This is a genomic window from Halothece sp. PCC 7418 (assembly GCF_000317635.1).
Taxonomy (GTDB): Bacteria; Cyanobacteriota; Cyanobacteriia; order Cyanobacteriales; family Rubidibacteraceae; genus Halothece.
The window spans coordinates 2,670,440-2,686,932 of sequence record NC_019779.1 but is presented as its reverse complement, the minus strand read 5'-3'; the positions used below and the strand labels follow the sequence as shown (position 1 = coordinate 2,686,932).

The window sequence follows — 16,493 nt, the reverse complement described above, 5'->3', positions numbered from 1 at the left end:
ATTCAGTCTTTTTCTTATTATCCCCGACGAAGGATAATATAGTGTCGCTGCTGTCGGAGAATTTTTCCTTCCGCTTCCAGTTCTTTTAATAACTTGGTAACGGTGACTCGGGTTGTCCCAATTAATTCTGCAATATTCTGATGAGTTAAACGTAACTCAATTAAAATGCCTTGACTCACGCTGCGACCAAACTTATTCCCTAACCAAATCAGCAGTTTGTCTAAACGATTGTAAACGCGCTCACTACGGACAATACTAAACAATTCTTCTGTGGCTTGGGAATGAGCCATAATCCCATCCATAAAGCGATACCATTGATCGGCAGGAACAGAGGTTGCTTCTACACTGGTCAAACATTCAATCTGGTAGGGATAGACCCCAGATAAGGGCTGACCCACCACATCACCTGCTCCCCAGTAACCTAATATAATACTCGTTCCTTCTTCGTTCCAGGTCAAAGTCCGTACAATTCCCCAATCCAATGACCACAATAAATCGGGGCGGGCGGGAATACAATCATTGCGACTAAAGGGGAGGCGCGTCAGTTGTTTAGGGATACTGGGGAATTCTGTAGTTAAAGCCATCTCAACGAGTCTCTTGCTGGGTGTTAGAGGAATATAAGTTTTTTCAGTATTTTCTCTAATTTATAATTATTAACTAATTCTCGCTTCCCGACTAGTCATAACTTAACATAACTTTCAATTCCCTTTGTTAAGGTTAGTTTAATCCTGAGTAAGCAAATGATTAATCCTTTGTAACCTTGAGAGTTGTGTGACCACACTTAAGTATCGTGTTTCTGAGTCGATTGAGAGACAAAGCGAGTCATCCGTACTCCGCCGTGAGACGACGGAGCCTGCGGATGACCGTTGGTCAGTGTTTTTAATGTGTTTCTTGTTACTGATAAAACCTCTCTCTATCACAAATAACCCATAACTTAAATATAGCGCTACAAAATCAGGTTAGGACATTCCAAAATGTTGAAACTCACCTATAGCGTTTCCTAGTTGGTTGAGGTACGTAATGCGAGTCGGTGGATGTTCATGGTTCATGGTTCATGGTTCGTGGTTCATTGATTAAAAACCAACAAAGAACGAAGAACAAAGAACAAAGAACCAAAATTTAGAATGTACCTCATGAGATTGGGAAGTGCTATATACCTTACTCTTGCCTCTTGCCTAGCGCGTAGCGCTATAGTTTTATTCAAATTCTAAAACAGGGAAGCGTTCCATCTGTTCCACCGCCAGTCGAGCATTGGTTCGGAGAGAAGCAGCAAGATGAGGAACATGGGGGATTTGGGAGAGGAAATCTCGTGTCCGCCGTAAAATCCGCACTAAGTCGCCTTCATCTAAGGTTGTCGCTTCACAAAGTTCATTCCAATCAATTCCTTCCACCCATTGTTCCACCAAACCAATTAAATCGGGTTCTAACCAGAGGGGAATCGCAACCCGATGTCGTCGTTGGACTTGAAATAATTCTCGCCGTACACCACGCAATTCGCTGAGAGCATGAATCACGGGCATCGGTGGGGGGAAATAACTTTCACTATCAGGGCGAGGGGTTTCAGTAATTAAGGCACAACTTGCAGCAGCGAGATAGGCGGGACTGAGTTCATCAAATTCTCCAGACCGCAGAGCAAGCCCTAACCATAATTCATTATCCCCCCGAATGGCAGCAGCCGTTTCCCCGAGGGAGGTGGGTTTGTAATTCTCTAACCCGCCAAAAGTTTCTAAGACTTCACAAATCTCGATGAACTCTCGCCAATGTTGCGATTGATTTTCTCGGGTATTGCTGTGATGTTGTTCTAGTTCTTCTTGCAGTTGTTGACGACGGTTATAGGTTTTAATCACTTCTTTCGGTTGTCCCCATTGTTGCAACGGATGCTCGTTCAATCGCTTTTGCAGATCCTTAATTTTGGCTTTTTGCGCTTCCACTTCTGGCGGATCAACTGCAGGGGGAGTGACATTTTCCATCCGTTGGGCAATTTCAGCAGTGGTTTCGTCGCCTTTACGCCGTTTTCCAGGTTTAAGTTCTAAGTCTGCTGGGGGTCGGATGTTAGTGAGCGCCGATTCGGGTAATAACACTTCTCCGATCGCGCAAACATCTCCTTGCGTGGCAATATACCAGCGATTATCCGCAGCAAGGGTGATTAACAAAGGCGGTTGTCCAGCAGTGGCAACTTTATCGATTAACACGGCGGGTAAAGGAGAAGACACCGTGACATATTTGCCCTTGAGATAGAGTAAATCCCCGGCTCGCACTTCTGAAACAGCAGCAGCAAGAGCAGGAGCGCGATCGCGCTGAGCTTGACGGTCTAAATATTTAAGAATTCTGCGTTCTTCTTTCAGTTGTCCTTGCAGTTTTTGGTATTGCTGGAAGTATTCCCGAGGAATGGAGGCAATTTCAAAATCAATGCGGGTGATTTCTTGAGTTAACTGCGCGATCGCTTTTTGTTCGGGAATCAATTTCTGATTGGCTAAATATTCCGCAAAACTGCGCTCTAATAAGGATTTTGCTTCTTGAATCGTCTGGCGTTGCAGTAAGTTCAGTACCATGCCATAAGTGGGGGTAAACTGACTGACCAAGGGATCAGACTTTTGGGTAGCTAAATAAGCAGCTTCTTTTGCCCCTTCAAACCGCGTCTGCACACAAACCACGTTTCCCCGTTCATCCATACCTCGTCGTCCCGCACGTCCTGACATTTGCAGAAATTCCGAAGCCCGTAATAAGCGATGTCCTTGATCTGTTCGTTTCGAGAGGGAAGAAATCACTGTCGTTCGCGCAGGCATATTTACCCCCGCAGCGAGGGTTTCTGTGGCAAAAACAACCTTGACTAAGCCATGAGTAAACAGTTCTTCTACTAAGCCTTTCCAAGCGGGTAAAACCCCCGCGTGATGCGCTGCAATACCACGAGTTAAAGGTTCAATTTGACCTGCCCTCGCCCCTTCAGGATGTCGTTCTAAAAAGTTTTGCAGATGCTGCTGAATGTGTTGACTTTCTTCAGCAGTGACTAAAGAAACCCCATTCAGTTGCTGTACGGATTGGTCACAGCCACGACGGCTAAAAATAAAATAAATGGCAGGGAGCATCTCCCGTTGGGCTAACTGTTCGACCACCGCTTTTAAACTCGGACAATCGGATTTACTGACGCGGGTTTTATTGCTTTTTTTCTTCGGTTTGAGACGCGGATTAATTTTGGTTTGTTGGTCGTTGAGGAGGGGAAACAATCCTTTAGGATTACTAAAATAAAATTCGAGCGGAATCGGACGGTGATCAGACTTAACCAATTCTGTGGGGCCATGAATGTTATTAATCCAGTCTGTGAGTTGTCCCGCATTGGCAATGGTTGCAGAAAGGGCAACCAACTGCACACTTTTCGGACAATAAATAATTGATTCTTCCCAAACCGTTCCCCGATTGGGATCATTCATGTAGTGACATTCGTCTAAAACCACTGCTTCCACATTTTCCAGAGAGGTTCCCACTTCTCCAATGGATGTTCCGTAGAGCATATTGCGGAAAATTTCTGTCGTCATTACTACAACTCCTGCATTGCGATTGACAGAAATATCCCCTGTTAGCAGTCCCACCTGATCCGAACCAAAAGTTTCTTGAAAGTCACGGAGTTTTTGGTTAGAAAGTGCTTTCAGTGGGGTCGTATAAAACACCCGTTTCCCTCTAGCAAGGGCGCGATGAATGGCATATTCTCCGACTAAAGTTTTTCCAGAGCCTGTGGGCACAGAAACGACTACGGATTTTTTCGCCTCTAAAGCAGCGATCGCGCGGATTTGAAAGTTATCCAGTTCAAAGGGAAACAGCGTTTTTAAATCTAATTCGGCGGGAAAAACACTCACTGATATTTTGGTTCTTTGTTCTTTGTTTTTTGTTATTCGTTCCTTGGAACATCTTAATGTTAGTTAGATTGAGCCGTAGGGAATCAACCGTTCTCCCTCCCTCATGTTAATTATTACTCACTAAGGGACTTCTGGCGACCGTAGAAATTAATACGATAATCGGTAATTTCGATGCCAGTGCGGTCTTCAATTTCTTGGATTAAGTCCTCTGGCAATTCCACATAGATATCTATAATTTTACCGCTATCGACGCAGTTAATGTGGCTGTGGGCTTCGCTGATATGACCATACAAGCGTCCTTCACACCGTTCCACACATTCAATGATGCCATGACTAGAGAGGGCTTCTAAGTTTTGATAGACTGAGGTGTGTCCGATGTCTTTTCCTTCTTGATTTAAGCGATCATAAATTTCTCTCGCCGAGAGATGTTCCTCACATCGCCACAACAGTTCCAAAATTGAACGCCGTTGACGACTCAGGCGCATCCCTTGTTTTTGACATTGTGCTAAAGCGTCTTCTAATGAGGCTGTTGTCATTTTTGGGTTTGAGGCTTTGGGCGTTGCAGAATGACGTTCGTTTTCAATTCTAATCATAAGATCAAGCGGGTTGTCGTTCTTGCTACAGGGACACCCCAGCTTTTCAGAAAAGATAAACTTCTCGCTAGGGAATAATGTTTAAATAATATAGCTAGAGTTAGCCTATATTACTCATACTCATTCCTACTTTAGCTTATTGCTCAGGAAAATTAAAAATCGAGCGAGAACTTCCCGCCCGATCCATCATGCGATCGCAGATATTTAGTTATCTAAGTCTTGACGGTTGGGGTTACGAGCAGGGTCGTTAGATAAGAAACCAAAGACAAATAAACTAACGAAGAAACCAACAACGAGATAAACAGCAATTTTCAGTGTGAGCATAATTAATTAGCGGGTTTTAAGTTAACTAAGGGTTGACACATCCCAGCCCAACGGCTTGGATTTTGTTAAATATTGAGAGTAACATCTTCATGATACTTAACCCAAGTCGCTTCTAGCAAGAAGTTAAACTGGAAGTCAGAGATTTCCGTTTAGGAAGGCGTAATCTCTGAGCGTTGGTCAGCCCCGTCCTTTGATTTCCAATCGAAGGCTTTCTGAGTGGTGTTAGGTAACGGGTATTCCGAAGAACTAGGAACAAAGAACAAACAACAAATCATAGATTTATTCTTTAACTAAGCTGCAAGTAATGGGACAAGATGCAAATCGAGCAGTTTGTTTGAGGCTGCCTTTGCCATGTAACCACCGTAACCAACTGACTTGTTGGGGATGAATTCCTTTTAAGGTTAAGCCAGCAGAAATTAATAAAATCGCTAAAACATTCATACCAATCACGCTACTTGCCACGAGTAAAACAGCACTGACAGGCAAGATTGATTGCAGCGCGATCGCGAAAACAGAAGTAATCGCTGTAATCACAGCAACCACTGGAAATCCAACTACTAAAAAGCAGACAGTTAGGGTAAAAGACCAAATTAAAAAACTCTTAATAACCGCAACAAATTGATTTTGAGTTAGGGTTTGATTCTGACTTAATTGCATTAGCTTGACCTCCAATTTTTTTATCACAGAACTATAACTTTATTTTTTTATGCAGTTTGGCTATTCTCTTAGCTTCACCTGATAACAATTCAGTATAGTCATGATTATCTTGAAAATGAGGAAATAGTAATATAACTTTACCAAAACCATAGATTATTCCCAATATTTTCAGATTAATCGCGAGGGAATGGGTAACATAGAGCCTTTTTCTTAACAGAGCTTAAAAGCTTAACCAAGTTAAAATCCGAGCTTTACTAGATCAGAAGAGAAGTTGAGCGGAATCATCCCGAGGGAAAGCAGTCTTTAATTTATTTACAAAAGTTAATAGTATAGTTCAGATTTTTTCAGAATTCTGAGAAATCGTGACTCTTGGCGCGATGGGATAATTAACCACCGACCAGTGATTCCGTCAGCTTGCGGTGAGCTATGTCGAACCGCTTATCCTGTTTATTACAACAGGCTTTTGCTTCTGAATCAATCTCTCCCTCAGGTTTCCTAGCGGGTGCTAGAGTTTACGTCTTAGGCTGACTACTTGATGACCGACCTCATCAAGAGATAATCTGAGGGTTAATTCGTTCCTGATCTTGATTGTTAGTGACCTTAGTCCCTTACTCTCCACCGACTGACGTTTGATGTGCGTTTCATACCTTATAATTATGAAACCAGTCAATTTGGTCTTATTTTGACCCTTGCGTATCAGCCTGATTTCGCAAGTTCTTGTTCACGAGGGTTTCCCCAACCACACCGATGGGCTCTTTTGTCAGTCAATCAGGAGTTATACCGTTTCTAAAAAGTTAAGTTACAGTTAATCCCCCCCTTAGCCCCCCTTGTTAAGGGAATCCCCCCTAACCTCCTCACGCTTGGCTCCGGCTTCGCAAGGGGAGAACCCTTGGGGGGATCGTTATGTAGTGCTAGTTGATCGAAATGGTATTAAATCTTATTCCGATTCTCCTTCTTCCTCCTCATCTTCTTCGGCTGGGGGCACTAAAGCCACCGCAGCGATCGCGTCGTCATCATCTAACCGTTGCACCCGCACTCCTGTCGCTTGTCGAGACTGTCTGGGAATCGCATCACTACCTTGGCGAATAATAATCCCGCGATTGGTCACAAGCATTAATTCTTCCCCTTCATGCACCACTTTCAGGGCTGCTAAACAGTCTTGTTTGCGGAACTTCATGGCACTTAAGCCCTTACCCGCCCGATTTTGCAGGCGGAATTGAGTAATCGGGACTCGTTTTCCATAACCCCCTTTCGTAATTGCTAAAATCCATAAGGTTTCGGGTTGGGTAAACTCTTGAGTGGCTTCTTCTTCTTCACTATTCTCTTCCTTCATTTCTGCAATCACTTGCGCGGGTAGAATATCCATGCTGATCAACTCATCATCGGGTTTGAGTTTCATCGCTTTCACCCCCCGCGTCGCCCGTCCAAGGGGTCGCAGTTGTTCATGACTCGCCCGAAAATGAATCGCCATCCCTTTGCGCGATCCGATAATAATACTATCGCTTTCTTTGGCAAGACGGACCCAGCGCAGTTGGTCTTCATCCGCCAGAGAAATGGCAATTAAGCCATTAGTGCGAATATTACTAAACGCCGAGAGAGAGGTTTTCTTGATGTTCCCCTGACGAGTGAGCATAATCAGATAGTCTTCTTCTGTAAACTCACGCACCGCTAAGACAGTGGTGATCTTTTCTTCTTGGCTGATGGGTAACATTTGCAGTAGAGGAGTACCTCGGGCGGTGCGAGAACCAATTGGCACTTGATAGGCGCTCAAGGCGTAAACCACACCGCGATCGCTGAAAAAGAGCAGATGATCATGATCGCAACAGCTAATAAAGTGTTCAATCTCATCATCCTCTTTCATTTTCGTTGCTGACTTCCCTCGCGTTGCCCGATTTTGTGAGCCAAAGGTATTGACAGGCATCCGTTTGATGTAGCCTTGTTCAGTGACGAGAATAATCGCCTGTTCATTGGCAATTAAATCAAGATCAACAATTTCTCCTTCTGCACTTTCAATGATGGTGCGCCGTGGGGTTGCATATTTTTCTTTAATTTGAGTCAGTTCAGTTTGAATAATCTCTTCAATGCGTTCCCGTCGCGCCAGAATATCTTGATAGTCGCTGATTTTTGCGAGTAAATCTTGGTGTTCGGCTTCAATTTTTTCGGCTTCGAGTGCGGTTAACCGTCGCAGTTGCATTTGCAAAATGGCATCGGTTTGCACTTCCGAGAGTCCAAAATGCTCAACCAGACTTGCTTTTGCCGTTGGTGTGTCCGCAGCCCCCCGAATGATGCGAATGACGGCTTCAATATCTTGCAGAGCGATTAATAAACCTTGTAAAAGATGATCCCGTTCTTGTGCTTTTTGTAAGAGATATCTGGTGCGACGGGTAATGGTTTCAACACGAAACTCAATGAAGACTTCCAAAAATTTCTTTAAGTTCAGGTGTTGCGGTTCTCCGTTGACTAATGCCAACATATTCGCCCCAAAGTTCATTTGTAAGGGCGTTTGTTTATAAAGATTATTCAGCACCACTCGCGGGTAAGCATCTCGGCGGAGTTCAATAACAATCCGCATTCCTGTACGGTCACTTTCATCCCGAATATCCGAAATCCCTTCAATTTTCTTGTCGTTGACCAGTTCCGCAATCTTTTCGATAATCGCTGCTTTATTACTTTGATAAGGCAGTTCGGTGACAATAATTGCTTCTTTATCTTGTCTTCCCGCTTGCGAGAGGGTTTCAATCTCGGCGACCCCACGCATCGTAATAGATCCGCGTCCTTCTGCATAAGCTGATTTAATGCCACTGCGTCCTAAAATTTGTCCCCCAGTGGGGAAGTCTGGACCTGGGATATATTGCATTAACTCGGTTGTGGTCAGTTCAGGATTGTGAATCAGCGCGATCGCGCCATCAACTAATTCTCCTAAGTTATGGGGAGGAATATTCGTCGCCATTCCCACTGCAATCCCTGATGATCCATTGAGTAACAACTGTGGAACGCGAGATGGGAGAACCATCGGTTCTTGTTGCGACCCATCAAAGTTATCAATAAAATCAACGGTATCGGATTCAATATCTTGTAGCAGCGCATCTGTGGAGAGGGCTTGCAACCGACATTCCGTGTAACGCATGGCTGCAGGCGGGTCATTGTCAATTGATCCAAAGTTCCCATGACCATTAATCAATGGATCGCGCATGGAAAAGAGTTGCGCCATCCGTACTAGTGCCTCATAAACTGCGGTGTCTCCATGGGGATGATATTTCCCTAACACCTCCCCTACCACACGGGCGCATTTGCGAAAGGGACGATCCGCCGTCAGTCCCAATTCATACATTGCATACAAAATGCGTCGATGGACGGGTTTCAAACCATCCCGCGCATCAGGTAACGCCCGACCGACAATGACGCTCATCGCGTATTCTAGGTAACATTGAGACATTTCGTTTCGCAGTTCGGTCGGGATAATCCGCTCTTGGGAAGGGGCCATAACTTTAAAAAACTCCGTTCTAATCAGAATTCAAGACAAAAAAGGGGAATTTCCCCAATTTTTTCTGATCAATGCTGTTGATTCATGCAATTTACCTTCCCATTATAACTTAACTGCCTATCCCTTGAGTGGTGCTGATTGCAGGGAGTTTTGGGGGTTGACTTTGTTCGCGCGATCGGTTTCTTTTAAAAAAGTTACTTTAGTGTTTCTTAATCTGTTGAGGCATAGTGCTACGTACTGGAGAAAGAATGTAAAAGGAGAGGCGGAGAGAGGGGGAAGAGGGAGAGAGTCTGACTAAATGGAACGTCTCAACAAATAACAATATATTGAAGATACTTTTTATAATGAACTTAAATGCTGTTGTAATTATATAAAAAGCTAACCATCATGACTAAACTAGAACAATTGAACCAAGAAATTCAAGAACTCCCTGAAGAAGCCCAAGACTTACTTATTGATTTTATCCAAATTCTAAAAAAACGTTACAGAGAAGGGCTAGTTGAGCAAGAGAAAAGAACCTCATTTTTAGAAGATGCTGCTGAGTTTGCTGGATGCGTGGAAGGAGGACCGGGTGATCTTGCAACTAATAAGAAATATTTAGAAGGGTTAGGGAAAAAATGAGACAAATAGGGATCATTGATACAGGTTTTTTAGTCGCTTTTCTTAATTCTACTGAGCAATATCATCCATGGGTGAAAGGGCAATTAAACAATATTCCCTCACCTCTACTAACTTGTGAACCAGTGATCACTGAAACTTTATTTTTATTACGCAAAATTCATAGAGGGGAAGACATGGTTTTCAAGTTACTCACTCAAAACAAAATCAAGATTCCTTTTCGATTAGATCAAGAGTTAGAGTCGGTGAGACAACTTATGGAAACGTATCGTTCCGTCCCGATGTCTTTAGCTGATGCTTCCCTAGTCAGAATGAGTGAAATTCATTCTAATAGTATTATTCTTACCCTAGATAGCGACTTTAGAGTTTATCGAAAAAATAAAAAGCAGATGATTAATCTTGTAATTCCAGATGATGTTTAGTGCTTTTATTAATATTCAGTAGTAGGATGAGTAATACCCACCCTACTACTGATACCTAATCTCAATTTTGATTTGAGTTAAGAATTAAGCAGCATCACTCCCGCCTAAGCTGCCAATAATTTTGAAGAGAATTTGCATTCCAGTTAAGGCTTGCCAACTGAATAATCCCAACAGAACAAGATTCAAGCTAATATGGGCATTGCGAGCAATATTACTTGTTTTCATGGCAGGAACTAAAGCAGCAGAAGTGGCTACAATTGCAAGCATTCCTAAACCAACTAACAGGTGGGGACCAACAAATAGTTTTCCATTGTTGATATAAGTGGCAGCCATACCACCCAGATTACCTAAGACTACAAGAGAAAGCAAAATTGAACCAATAAGATGATGTTTCTCTTTTTTTGGGTTATATTCTTTTTTTAATGCTGTATCTTCTGCGGTGCGAGCTTTTTTACTTTTGATTCCGGAAACGAGTGCGTAAACGGCGACTCCGAATAAAATCCACATAAAAGCGGGATGGAAAAATTGCGACCAAACTTTAACTGATTCTGGTAAATCCATGATTGTCCTCTCTCTCGTCTCGTAATTACTAACGTTAAGGATTGTAACAACTCCCTATTATATTAATCTTCCGCTAAAACCGCTAAGACTGCTTTGGGGGATAATTTATCTTTGAACCAGACTAGTTTTGCGGGGACATTCTGGAAGTTGACTCCTGCTTTGTCTAAGTTCAAGCGTTCGGAGATGGCTAAAACTAAATTATCTACTTGCGCTTTGCGGACTTGATAAAATTTCTTTCTGAGATATTCGGGTCGCCAATAACCGACAATTTCTAAAAGGAACTCTTCTCCACTGGGATGAACAAGGCGAAAGTCTGGAATCATAACGCTTCCTGGAATGGGAATGAGATCAACTTCTCTCTCTAGTCTCCACTCGGTTTTTGCTTTCTCCCAGCGTTTCGCAAAAGATTCTTCTAGCAAACTGTCATAGGGTTTTCCTTCGGCGTAGTGACTGACTAACCCACAGTTACTATCGAGGCTAAAGCGTCCTTTTTTGATGGCTTTACTGTAGGGATCGCGCGTTTCTAAAATAACTTTCAATTCCCAGCGACTCACGTGCAATAAGGCGGGAAGGAGTTTCGCTAAGGCTAACCCATAGCGGGTACTTGATCTAAATACACTGGCAGGACCATCAATGGTAATGGTAAAGCCATGATCGGCATCCCCTTCAATATAGGCGAGTAATTGAAAGAGTTTTAAATAGCGGAATAAAAGTTTATATTGTCCTGGAACATTACGATAGGCGTTAATTTCAATATAGGTGGCGCGATAAAGAATTCCTTGGACTTGCGCGAGATTATAGCGGTGAATTAAGGTTTCGGGTGCAGGAGTTTCAAATTGCGTGAGAATACGATTTTCTTGTAAGTCTGCGTAAAGCCCTTGTTGAATTTCTGAAACCACGACGGTTCGGTTTAATTCTGCACTCAATTGATCCGCTAATAATTCGAGGGTCATTTGACGATTGTGAGGCGTGGGTGTTGTGTGCGCGGATTGAGTAAACACTCGTTCTCTTAGGGCTTGCGGTTCCAGGGGACTGATGATTTCAAAGGTCGAAAAATGATTTTTCAACAGATGGGCTAATCCTCGTTGAATGCGATAATCGGTGCTGTCTCCTTCTAATTCAAATAAAGCGCGATCGAGCTCTTTTTGGGGGTTTCCAACGGCTTTTTCAAAGCAATTAATCAATTCTCCAGCCAGATTAACCGCACCCTTATTATCTTCAACAAGCAACTGTTTGGGAATAATACTTTCCCCATTTTGACGATGAATTAAGTGTTCACTTTTTAACATTCATTGATCCTAGCGTTTCTTAGGCTGTTGAAGTAAACGAGTGATCAGTTATCAGTGACCAGTGACCAGTGATCAGTGACCAAAAAACGAATAATGAATGACCGATGACAAATGACGAATGATAAAAACTACGGTTTAGGAAATTTCGTAATTTGCGCGATCGCGCTTAATTTTAATTCTCCTTTTCTCACTTCTAATTCGTTAATTTCTAGACTAATCCCATCCATCTCAAAGTTATTTAAGTTGAGGATTTTTCTCGCTTCTTCCAACAAGGCTTCCGTTAACTCAGGAGATAATTCTTTTCCTTCCGCATAACTGACATTATCGAGTGCAACGCCTCTACCGCCATCTTTAATGCGAGGAATACTGGTGAAATAGGTCTGTTGAATTTCTCCTGTTTCCTGAACTTTAATTTTAGCATCAATGCCAATTGTTCCTTGCGGTAAGAGATGACATTCTACTGCTAAAACATCCAGCGTCACGGGTTGCTGATCCACCTGCATCTTTAAGTTTTGCATCTGATGGCGCAAGATTTCCGAATTAAACGCCCGATTAAGATCGCGATCATGGAGGAGAATATCCGCTTTCCCACGGCTGGTTTCGGTTAACTCAATATTTCCAGTTAAGGCTTTAATCGGACTGACAGCAATGTTTTCCAGATTAATCAACATCTGCTGCATCCGCAAGTCTTTTTGCATTACCAAGCCTTGACCATCTATGGTTAGCGAAGCCAGTTTCCCTTGCGCGAGTAAACTGGGATCGGTTTTAATATCAACATTCAGGCGTTCTGATTCATCTAACTGAGTGGAAAGGGCAAATTCAGCAATGCGGTTCAGGGTATGTTGTCCTAAGTCTTGCGTTGCTAATGAAAACAGCATAATGATTGAATTCCTTATATTCTGCAATCAGTTCATGGCGACATTTCTATATTATATTAAGTTATGTTAACTGTCGTCTTCACCAAGAAAGATGTGGGAGAGACCAGTGATCAGTGACCAGTGACCAGTGACCAGTGATCAGTTACCAGTTGCCAGTGACCAGTGATCAGTTACCAGTTGCCAGTGACCAGTGATCAGTTACCAGTTACCAGTTACCAGTTACCAGTGACCAAAGAACCAAGAACCAAGAACCAAGAACCAAGAACCAAGAACCAAGAACCAAGAACCAAGAACCAAGAACCAAGAACCAAGAACCAAGAACCAAGAACCAAGAACCAAGAACCAAGAACCAAGAACCAAGAACCAAGAACCAAGAACCAAGAACCAAGAACAAATAACTAATAACTAATAACTAATGGTGAATTTTACGCTTGAGGAATTGCAAGATCAGATTAAAATGAATCCCGGACAGTGGCGACCGTTAGTTTTGACCAATGGTTGTTTTGATTTATTGCACGTGGGTCATGTGCGATACTTACAAACCGCAAAATCTCTCGGGAAAACTTTAGTGGTGGGCTTGAATAGCGATGAGTCAGTCCGCAGCATTAAACCCCAAAAAACTGGCTGTCCCCCGCGTCCGATTATTCCTGAAGAACAAAGGGCGGAAGTATTATCTGCATTGGCTGCGGTGGATGCAGTGGTACTCTTTTCGGAAACGACTGCTGAAGCCTTGATTGAAGCGTTACAACCGGATATCTACGCGAAAGGGGGAGATTATACCCTTGATACCTTACCCGAAGCGAAAACGATACAAAGTTACGGGGGTGAGATTCAATTGATTGCAGTGGAAGTTCCCACGTCAACCAGTGAAATTATTGGAAAGATTTCTAAGCAGACGGAATAATCCAATTATCTTGTGCTAGGAGGGCTTCTACGCCTGTGGCGGGGAGAGGATGGGTAAAGAGATAACCTTGTCCTTCTTGACAGCCCAGTTGTTTCAATTGTTCCAGTTGCTGTTGGGTTTCAATCCCCTCGACAATAATTCCCATCTCTAAATCATTCGCAAGTAGCATCATGGTACGAATTAAGTTGAAATGTTTAGAATTGGGTTCGAGGTTAGAAATAAAAGCGCGATCGACTTTCATGACATCAAAGGGAAATTCGCGCAAATAACTCAAAGAGGAATAACCTGTACCAAAATCATCCAGACAAAGAAGAATATTCCTCTCTTTCAACTTCTGTAAAACAGAACTTACTTTTTCTGCATTTTCCATAACCGCAGTTTCTGTGATTTCTAGTTTTAATTGTTGCGCTGCTAAATTAGTTTCTTGGAGGATAGCATCAACCCGATCCAGAAAATCAGGTTGCACTAATTCAATAACTGAAACATTGACACTCATCCATAGTTGTGAAGAGTGATTCCACCTTAAACACCATTGCTGCATTTGCCAGCAGGCTTGTCGTAAAACCCATTCATCAAGAGGAATAATAAATCCTGTGTCTTCTGCAACAGGAATAAACTCTGCAGGAGAAACCCATTTTCCGTCTTTTTGCCAGCGTAACAAGGCTTCTAACCCAGTGAGGGCTTGTGTTTGCAAATCAATAATCGGCTGGTAATGCAGTTCAAATTCTCCTTGTTCTAATGCTTTACGCATTTCGCTATCGAGTTGTAACCGCGCGATCGCGCTTTCTTGCATTTTTGGATCAAATACAGCATAGTCCTGTGTATTAGAGAACTTCGCTTGGTGCATCGCTGTCTCTGCTGCTTGTAATAATTCTTCTGCAGAACCATACCATTGTCCTGTCAACACTAACCCGACTTTCATCGTGGTAAATAGTCTCTGTTCATTAATTTCAAAAGGAGAACTAAAACATTGCAGTAAATGTTCTACCCAATGAGTTGCTTGATCCAAAGTTTCAACATCTTCTAACAAAATTGCAAACTCATCACTACCAATCTTTGCCAAAATACTATTATTGGGTAATTGTGATTGAAAGCGTTGCTTAATTTGGACTAATAATTCCTCAGCAATTTGATATCCGAGTGTATATTTAATCGTCTTAAAACGGACTAAATCCAAATGTAATAAAGCAAACTTGGGAAGGGTTGTTGCTGTTTCTAATTTGGTTATCAATTGTTCTTTTAAGTAGGTGCGAGTAGGAAGTTTCGTGATTGCATCATAATAGGCATACTCTCTTAACTGTTGTTGTAAACTAATCCGTTCAGTAACATCCTCGACCATACAAAGAATTCCCAAAAATTCCCCATCATTTCCAAATAGTGGCGTATTATGCCACTGACAAGTAATGGTTTTTCCCGACTTTGTTACATTTTGATTCAAGCCATGAGCATTCATTTCTCCTGTACTCAATCGCTGGATAATATCTTCAACGTAAGACCTTTCTGTTGCTGGGACAATTAACTCATAAGGATGTTTTCCGATTACCTCTGATTTCTGATAACCAAAAATGTTTTCTGCTGCGGGGTTCCAATCTGTAAAATAGCCTTGGAAATCATGAAGGATATAACCAATCGGAGCACGTTCAAATTGTAATTGTAGATATTCTTGTAAGGATTTTGTTTGCTCAAAAAGTTGCGCGTTCAAAATTGCCATGGTACAGCGTTCTGCTGTTACTTCCAAGAGATGAATCTCACGTTCTGTTATGCCGTGAGGAGAATTCCAGACAACTTCTAAGACACCAACTTGCTGCTTTTGTCGCTGCAAGGGAATCCCAATAATGTGCCGTTTATTCTCATTTTGGGAGGCGTACTGGCTAAAGCGAGGATCTTGTTGAATATCTTCGATATTAATAATTTGTTTAGTCGTTAGGGTGACACGAGCAATTTCTTGATAGAGGGTATTCTCGCCATTTTTTGCTCTAATTTTACCCATCTGGGCTTTTAAAGGAAGTGTACCCTGATCTTCTAAAAAAATCAGAGCAGCATCCGCTTCAACAACATTAACAATGCGATCTAACAAGACACTTAATAGGGGATCAAGTTCCAGTGTACTAATAGCATTCGCTGTAATCAAATTCAGTGCATTCAGTTCTTCATTACGAGCTTCTAAATCTTTTAAAAGTTGTTCTCTTTCTTGTTCGAGTTGTTTTCGTTCTGTGATGTTACGAGAAATTCCAATTAAACCAATGACATTTCCCTGAACATCAAACCGTGGAAACTTACTTGAAATATAAGTTAACGTTTGTCCATTCGCAGTAATCGTTTCTTCCACTTGTTGACTACAACCTGAATTCATAATCTCTTGATCGAATTGTCGAATTTTTGGGACATCTTCTGCTGAAAATAAAGCAGAATCATCTTGACCAATAATTTCTGAGATGGGTTTTCCGACAAAATTTGCCCCACTGCCATTAATTAAAATATATTTGCTTTCGCGATCTTTAACAAAAATGGCATCACTTGTTCCTTCAATGACATCTTGAAGTAATTGCAAAGTCTCTGACCGTGCTTTTTCTCCCTTCCGAATTAATCCATAGAGTAAAATTGATGTAATGAATGTAAAAAGCCAACCTTTAATCGTACTAATTTGAATCAATAAATCAGGGTTTCCTGAAAATAGAACCTTTAAAGCCTGATCCGATAATAGAATCCATAAACTACTCCAAAATGCGTAAGCTAATGTTACTTTTATCCCGAGGGATTGGAATGAAGATCTGCGTTTCACAACCTGACGTTTAATTAATTCTTTTAAGGGCGAAGATACTGTAAAAATAACATATTTTTTCAATCTCAATCTTGCCAATCAGGAGTTTTCAACTAGAAAATGATCGTGTCTTATATCACTATAGAGGGGC

At 42.1% G+C, this 16,493-nt stretch carries 13 protein-coding genes; 3 read left to right on the top strand and 10 right to left on the bottom strand.

Going from position 1 to position 16,493, the window contains the following annotated elements:
- Window positions 1–17: 17 nt before the first annotated feature.
- The 6 genes from PCC7418_RS12095 to gyrA all read right to left on the bottom strand — a co-directional run bounded on the left by PCC7418_RS12095 (window position 18) and on the right by gyrA (window position 8,909).
- Window positions 18–584, bottom strand: coding sequence for a Crp/Fnr family transcriptional regulator (locus tag PCC7418_RS12095; RefSeq protein ID WP_015226474.1), 567 nt, complete (start codon window positions 582–584; stop codon window positions 18–20).
- A gap of 612 nt (window positions 585–1,196) precedes the next feature.
- Window positions 1,197–3,857, bottom strand: coding sequence for an RNA helicase (locus tag PCC7418_RS12090; protein ID WP_216086740.1), 2,661 nt, complete (start codon window positions 3,855–3,857; stop codon window positions 1,197–1,199).
- A 107-nt stretch (window positions 3,858–3,964) separates the two neighbouring features.
- Complete coding sequence (locus PCC7418_RS12085) at window positions 3,965–4,387, bottom strand: Fur family transcriptional regulator (RefSeq protein ID WP_041596640.1); 423 nt, start codon at window positions 4,385–4,387, stop codon at window positions 3,965–3,967.
- A gap of 261 nt (window positions 4,388–4,648) precedes the next feature.
- Entirely contained in the window at window positions 4,649–4,768 is a 120-nt protein-coding gene (locus tag PCC7418_RS12080) for a photosystem II reaction center protein I (RefSeq protein WP_015226471.1), read from the bottom strand.
- A 279-nt stretch (window positions 4,769–5,047) separates the two neighbouring features.
- Window positions 5,048–5,425: a hypothetical protein gene (locus PCC7418_RS12075; RefSeq protein WP_015226470.1), complete on the bottom strand. Its 378-nt coding sequence runs from the start codon at window positions 5,423–5,425 to the stop codon at window positions 5,048–5,050.
- Between the two features lie 937 nt (window positions 5,426–6,362).
- Window positions 6,363–8,909, bottom strand: coding sequence for a DNA gyrase subunit A (gene gyrA / locus PCC7418_RS12070; RefSeq protein WP_015226469.1), 2,547 nt, complete (start codon window positions 8,907–8,909; stop codon window positions 6,363–6,365).
- A 387-nt stretch (window positions 8,910–9,296) separates the two neighbouring features.
- On the opposite strand from gyrA, the gene PCC7418_RS12065 reads away from it, so the two are divergent.
- Window positions 9,297–9,530, top strand: a complete 234-nt coding sequence (locus tag PCC7418_RS12065) for a DUF2281 domain-containing protein (RefSeq protein WP_015226468.1) — start codon at window positions 9,297–9,299, stop codon at window positions 9,528–9,530.
- On the top strand, window positions 9,527–9,949 hold the full coding sequence (locus PCC7418_RS12060; RefSeq protein WP_015226467.1) for a type II toxin-antitoxin system VapC family toxin: 423 nt from the start codon (window positions 9,527–9,529) through the stop codon (window positions 9,947–9,949). The genes PCC7418_RS12065 and PCC7418_RS12060 overlap by 4 nt, the downstream gene beginning before the upstream one ends.
- Window positions 9,950–10,033: 84 nt before the next feature.
- Here PCC7418_RS12060 and PCC7418_RS12055 read toward each other — a convergent pair whose 3' ends face one another.
- The 3 genes from PCC7418_RS12055 to PCC7418_RS12045 all read right to left on the bottom strand — a co-directional run bounded on the left by PCC7418_RS12055 (window position 10,034) and on the right by PCC7418_RS12045 (window position 12,677).
- Window positions 10,034–10,510, bottom strand: coding sequence for a DUF4079 domain-containing protein (locus tag PCC7418_RS12055; RefSeq protein ID WP_015226466.1), 477 nt, complete (start codon window positions 10,508–10,510; stop codon window positions 10,034–10,036).
- Window positions 10,511–10,572: 62 nt separating this feature from the next.
- On the bottom strand, window positions 10,573–11,799 hold the full coding sequence (locus PCC7418_RS12050) for a DUF790 family protein (protein ID WP_015226465.1): 1,227 nt from the start codon (window positions 11,797–11,799) through the stop codon (window positions 10,573–10,575).
- Window positions 11,800–11,927: 128 nt separating this feature from the next.
- On the bottom strand, window positions 11,928–12,677 hold the full coding sequence (locus PCC7418_RS12045) for a DUF2993 domain-containing protein (protein WP_015226464.1): 750 nt from the start codon (window positions 12,675–12,677) through the stop codon (window positions 11,928–11,930).
- Window positions 12,678–13,092: 415 nt separating this feature from the next.
- Between PCC7418_RS12045 and rfaE2 the strand changes: the two genes are divergently transcribed.
- Window positions 13,093–13,581: a D-glycero-beta-D-manno-heptose 1-phosphate adenylyltransferase gene (gene rfaE2, locus PCC7418_RS12035; protein ID WP_015226463.1), complete on the top strand. Its 489-nt coding sequence runs from the start codon at window positions 13,093–13,095 to the stop codon at window positions 13,579–13,581.
- Here rfaE2 and PCC7418_RS19440 read toward each other — a convergent pair.
- A complete protein-coding gene (locus tag PCC7418_RS19440; protein ID WP_171814912.1) occupies window positions 13,565–16,363 on the bottom strand; it encodes an EAL domain-containing protein in 2,799 nt (932 codons plus the stop codon). The two genes, rfaE2 and PCC7418_RS19440, sit on opposite strands and share 17 nt — an antisense overlap.
- Window positions 16,364–16,493: the final 130 nt, after the last annotated feature.

Excerpts from the sequence above, each read along its gene's own strand:
- PCC7418_RS12095 (WP_015226474.1), bottom strand. The coding sequence starts at position 584 with ATGGCTTTAACTACAGAATTCCCCAGTATCCCTAAACAACTGACGCGC.
- PCC7418_RS12080 (WP_015226471.1), bottom strand. The coding sequence starts at position 4,768 with ATGCTCACACTGAAAATTGCTGTTTATCTCGTTGTTGGTTTCTTCGTT.
- PCC7418_RS12075 (WP_015226470.1), bottom strand. The coding sequence starts at position 5,425 with ATGCAATTAAGTCAGAATCAAACCCTAACTCAAAATCAATTTGTTGCG.
- PCC7418_RS12055 (WP_015226466.1), bottom strand. The coding sequence starts at position 10,510 with ATGGATTTACCAGAATCAGTTAAAGTTTGGTCGCAATTTTTCCATCCC.
- rfaE2 (WP_015226463.1), top strand. The coding sequence starts at position 13,093 with ATGGTGAATTTTACGCTTGAGGAATTGCAAGATCAGATTAAAATGAAT.
- PCC7418_RS12065 (WP_015226468.1), top strand. The coding sequence starts at position 9,297 with ATGACTAAACTAGAACAATTGAACCAAGAAATTCAAGAACTCCCTGAA.
- PCC7418_RS12060 (WP_015226467.1), top strand. The coding sequence starts at position 9,527 with ATGAGACAAATAGGGATCATTGATACAGGTTTTTTAGTCGCTTTTCTT.
- PCC7418_RS12045 (WP_015226464.1), bottom strand. The coding sequence starts at position 12,677 with ATGCTGTTTTCATTAGCAACGCAAGACTTAGGACAACATACCCTGAAC.
- PCC7418_RS12085 (WP_041596640.1), bottom strand. The coding sequence starts at position 4,387 with ATGACAACAGCCTCATTAGAAGACGCTTTAGCACAATGTCAAAAACAA.
- gyrA (WP_015226469.1), bottom strand. The coding sequence starts at position 8,909 with ATGGCCCCTTCCCAAGAGCGGATTATCCCGACCGAACTGCGAAACGAA.
- PCC7418_RS12050 (WP_015226465.1), bottom strand. The coding sequence starts at position 11,799 with ATGTTAAAAAGTGAACACTTAATTCATCGTCAAAATGGGGAAAGTATT.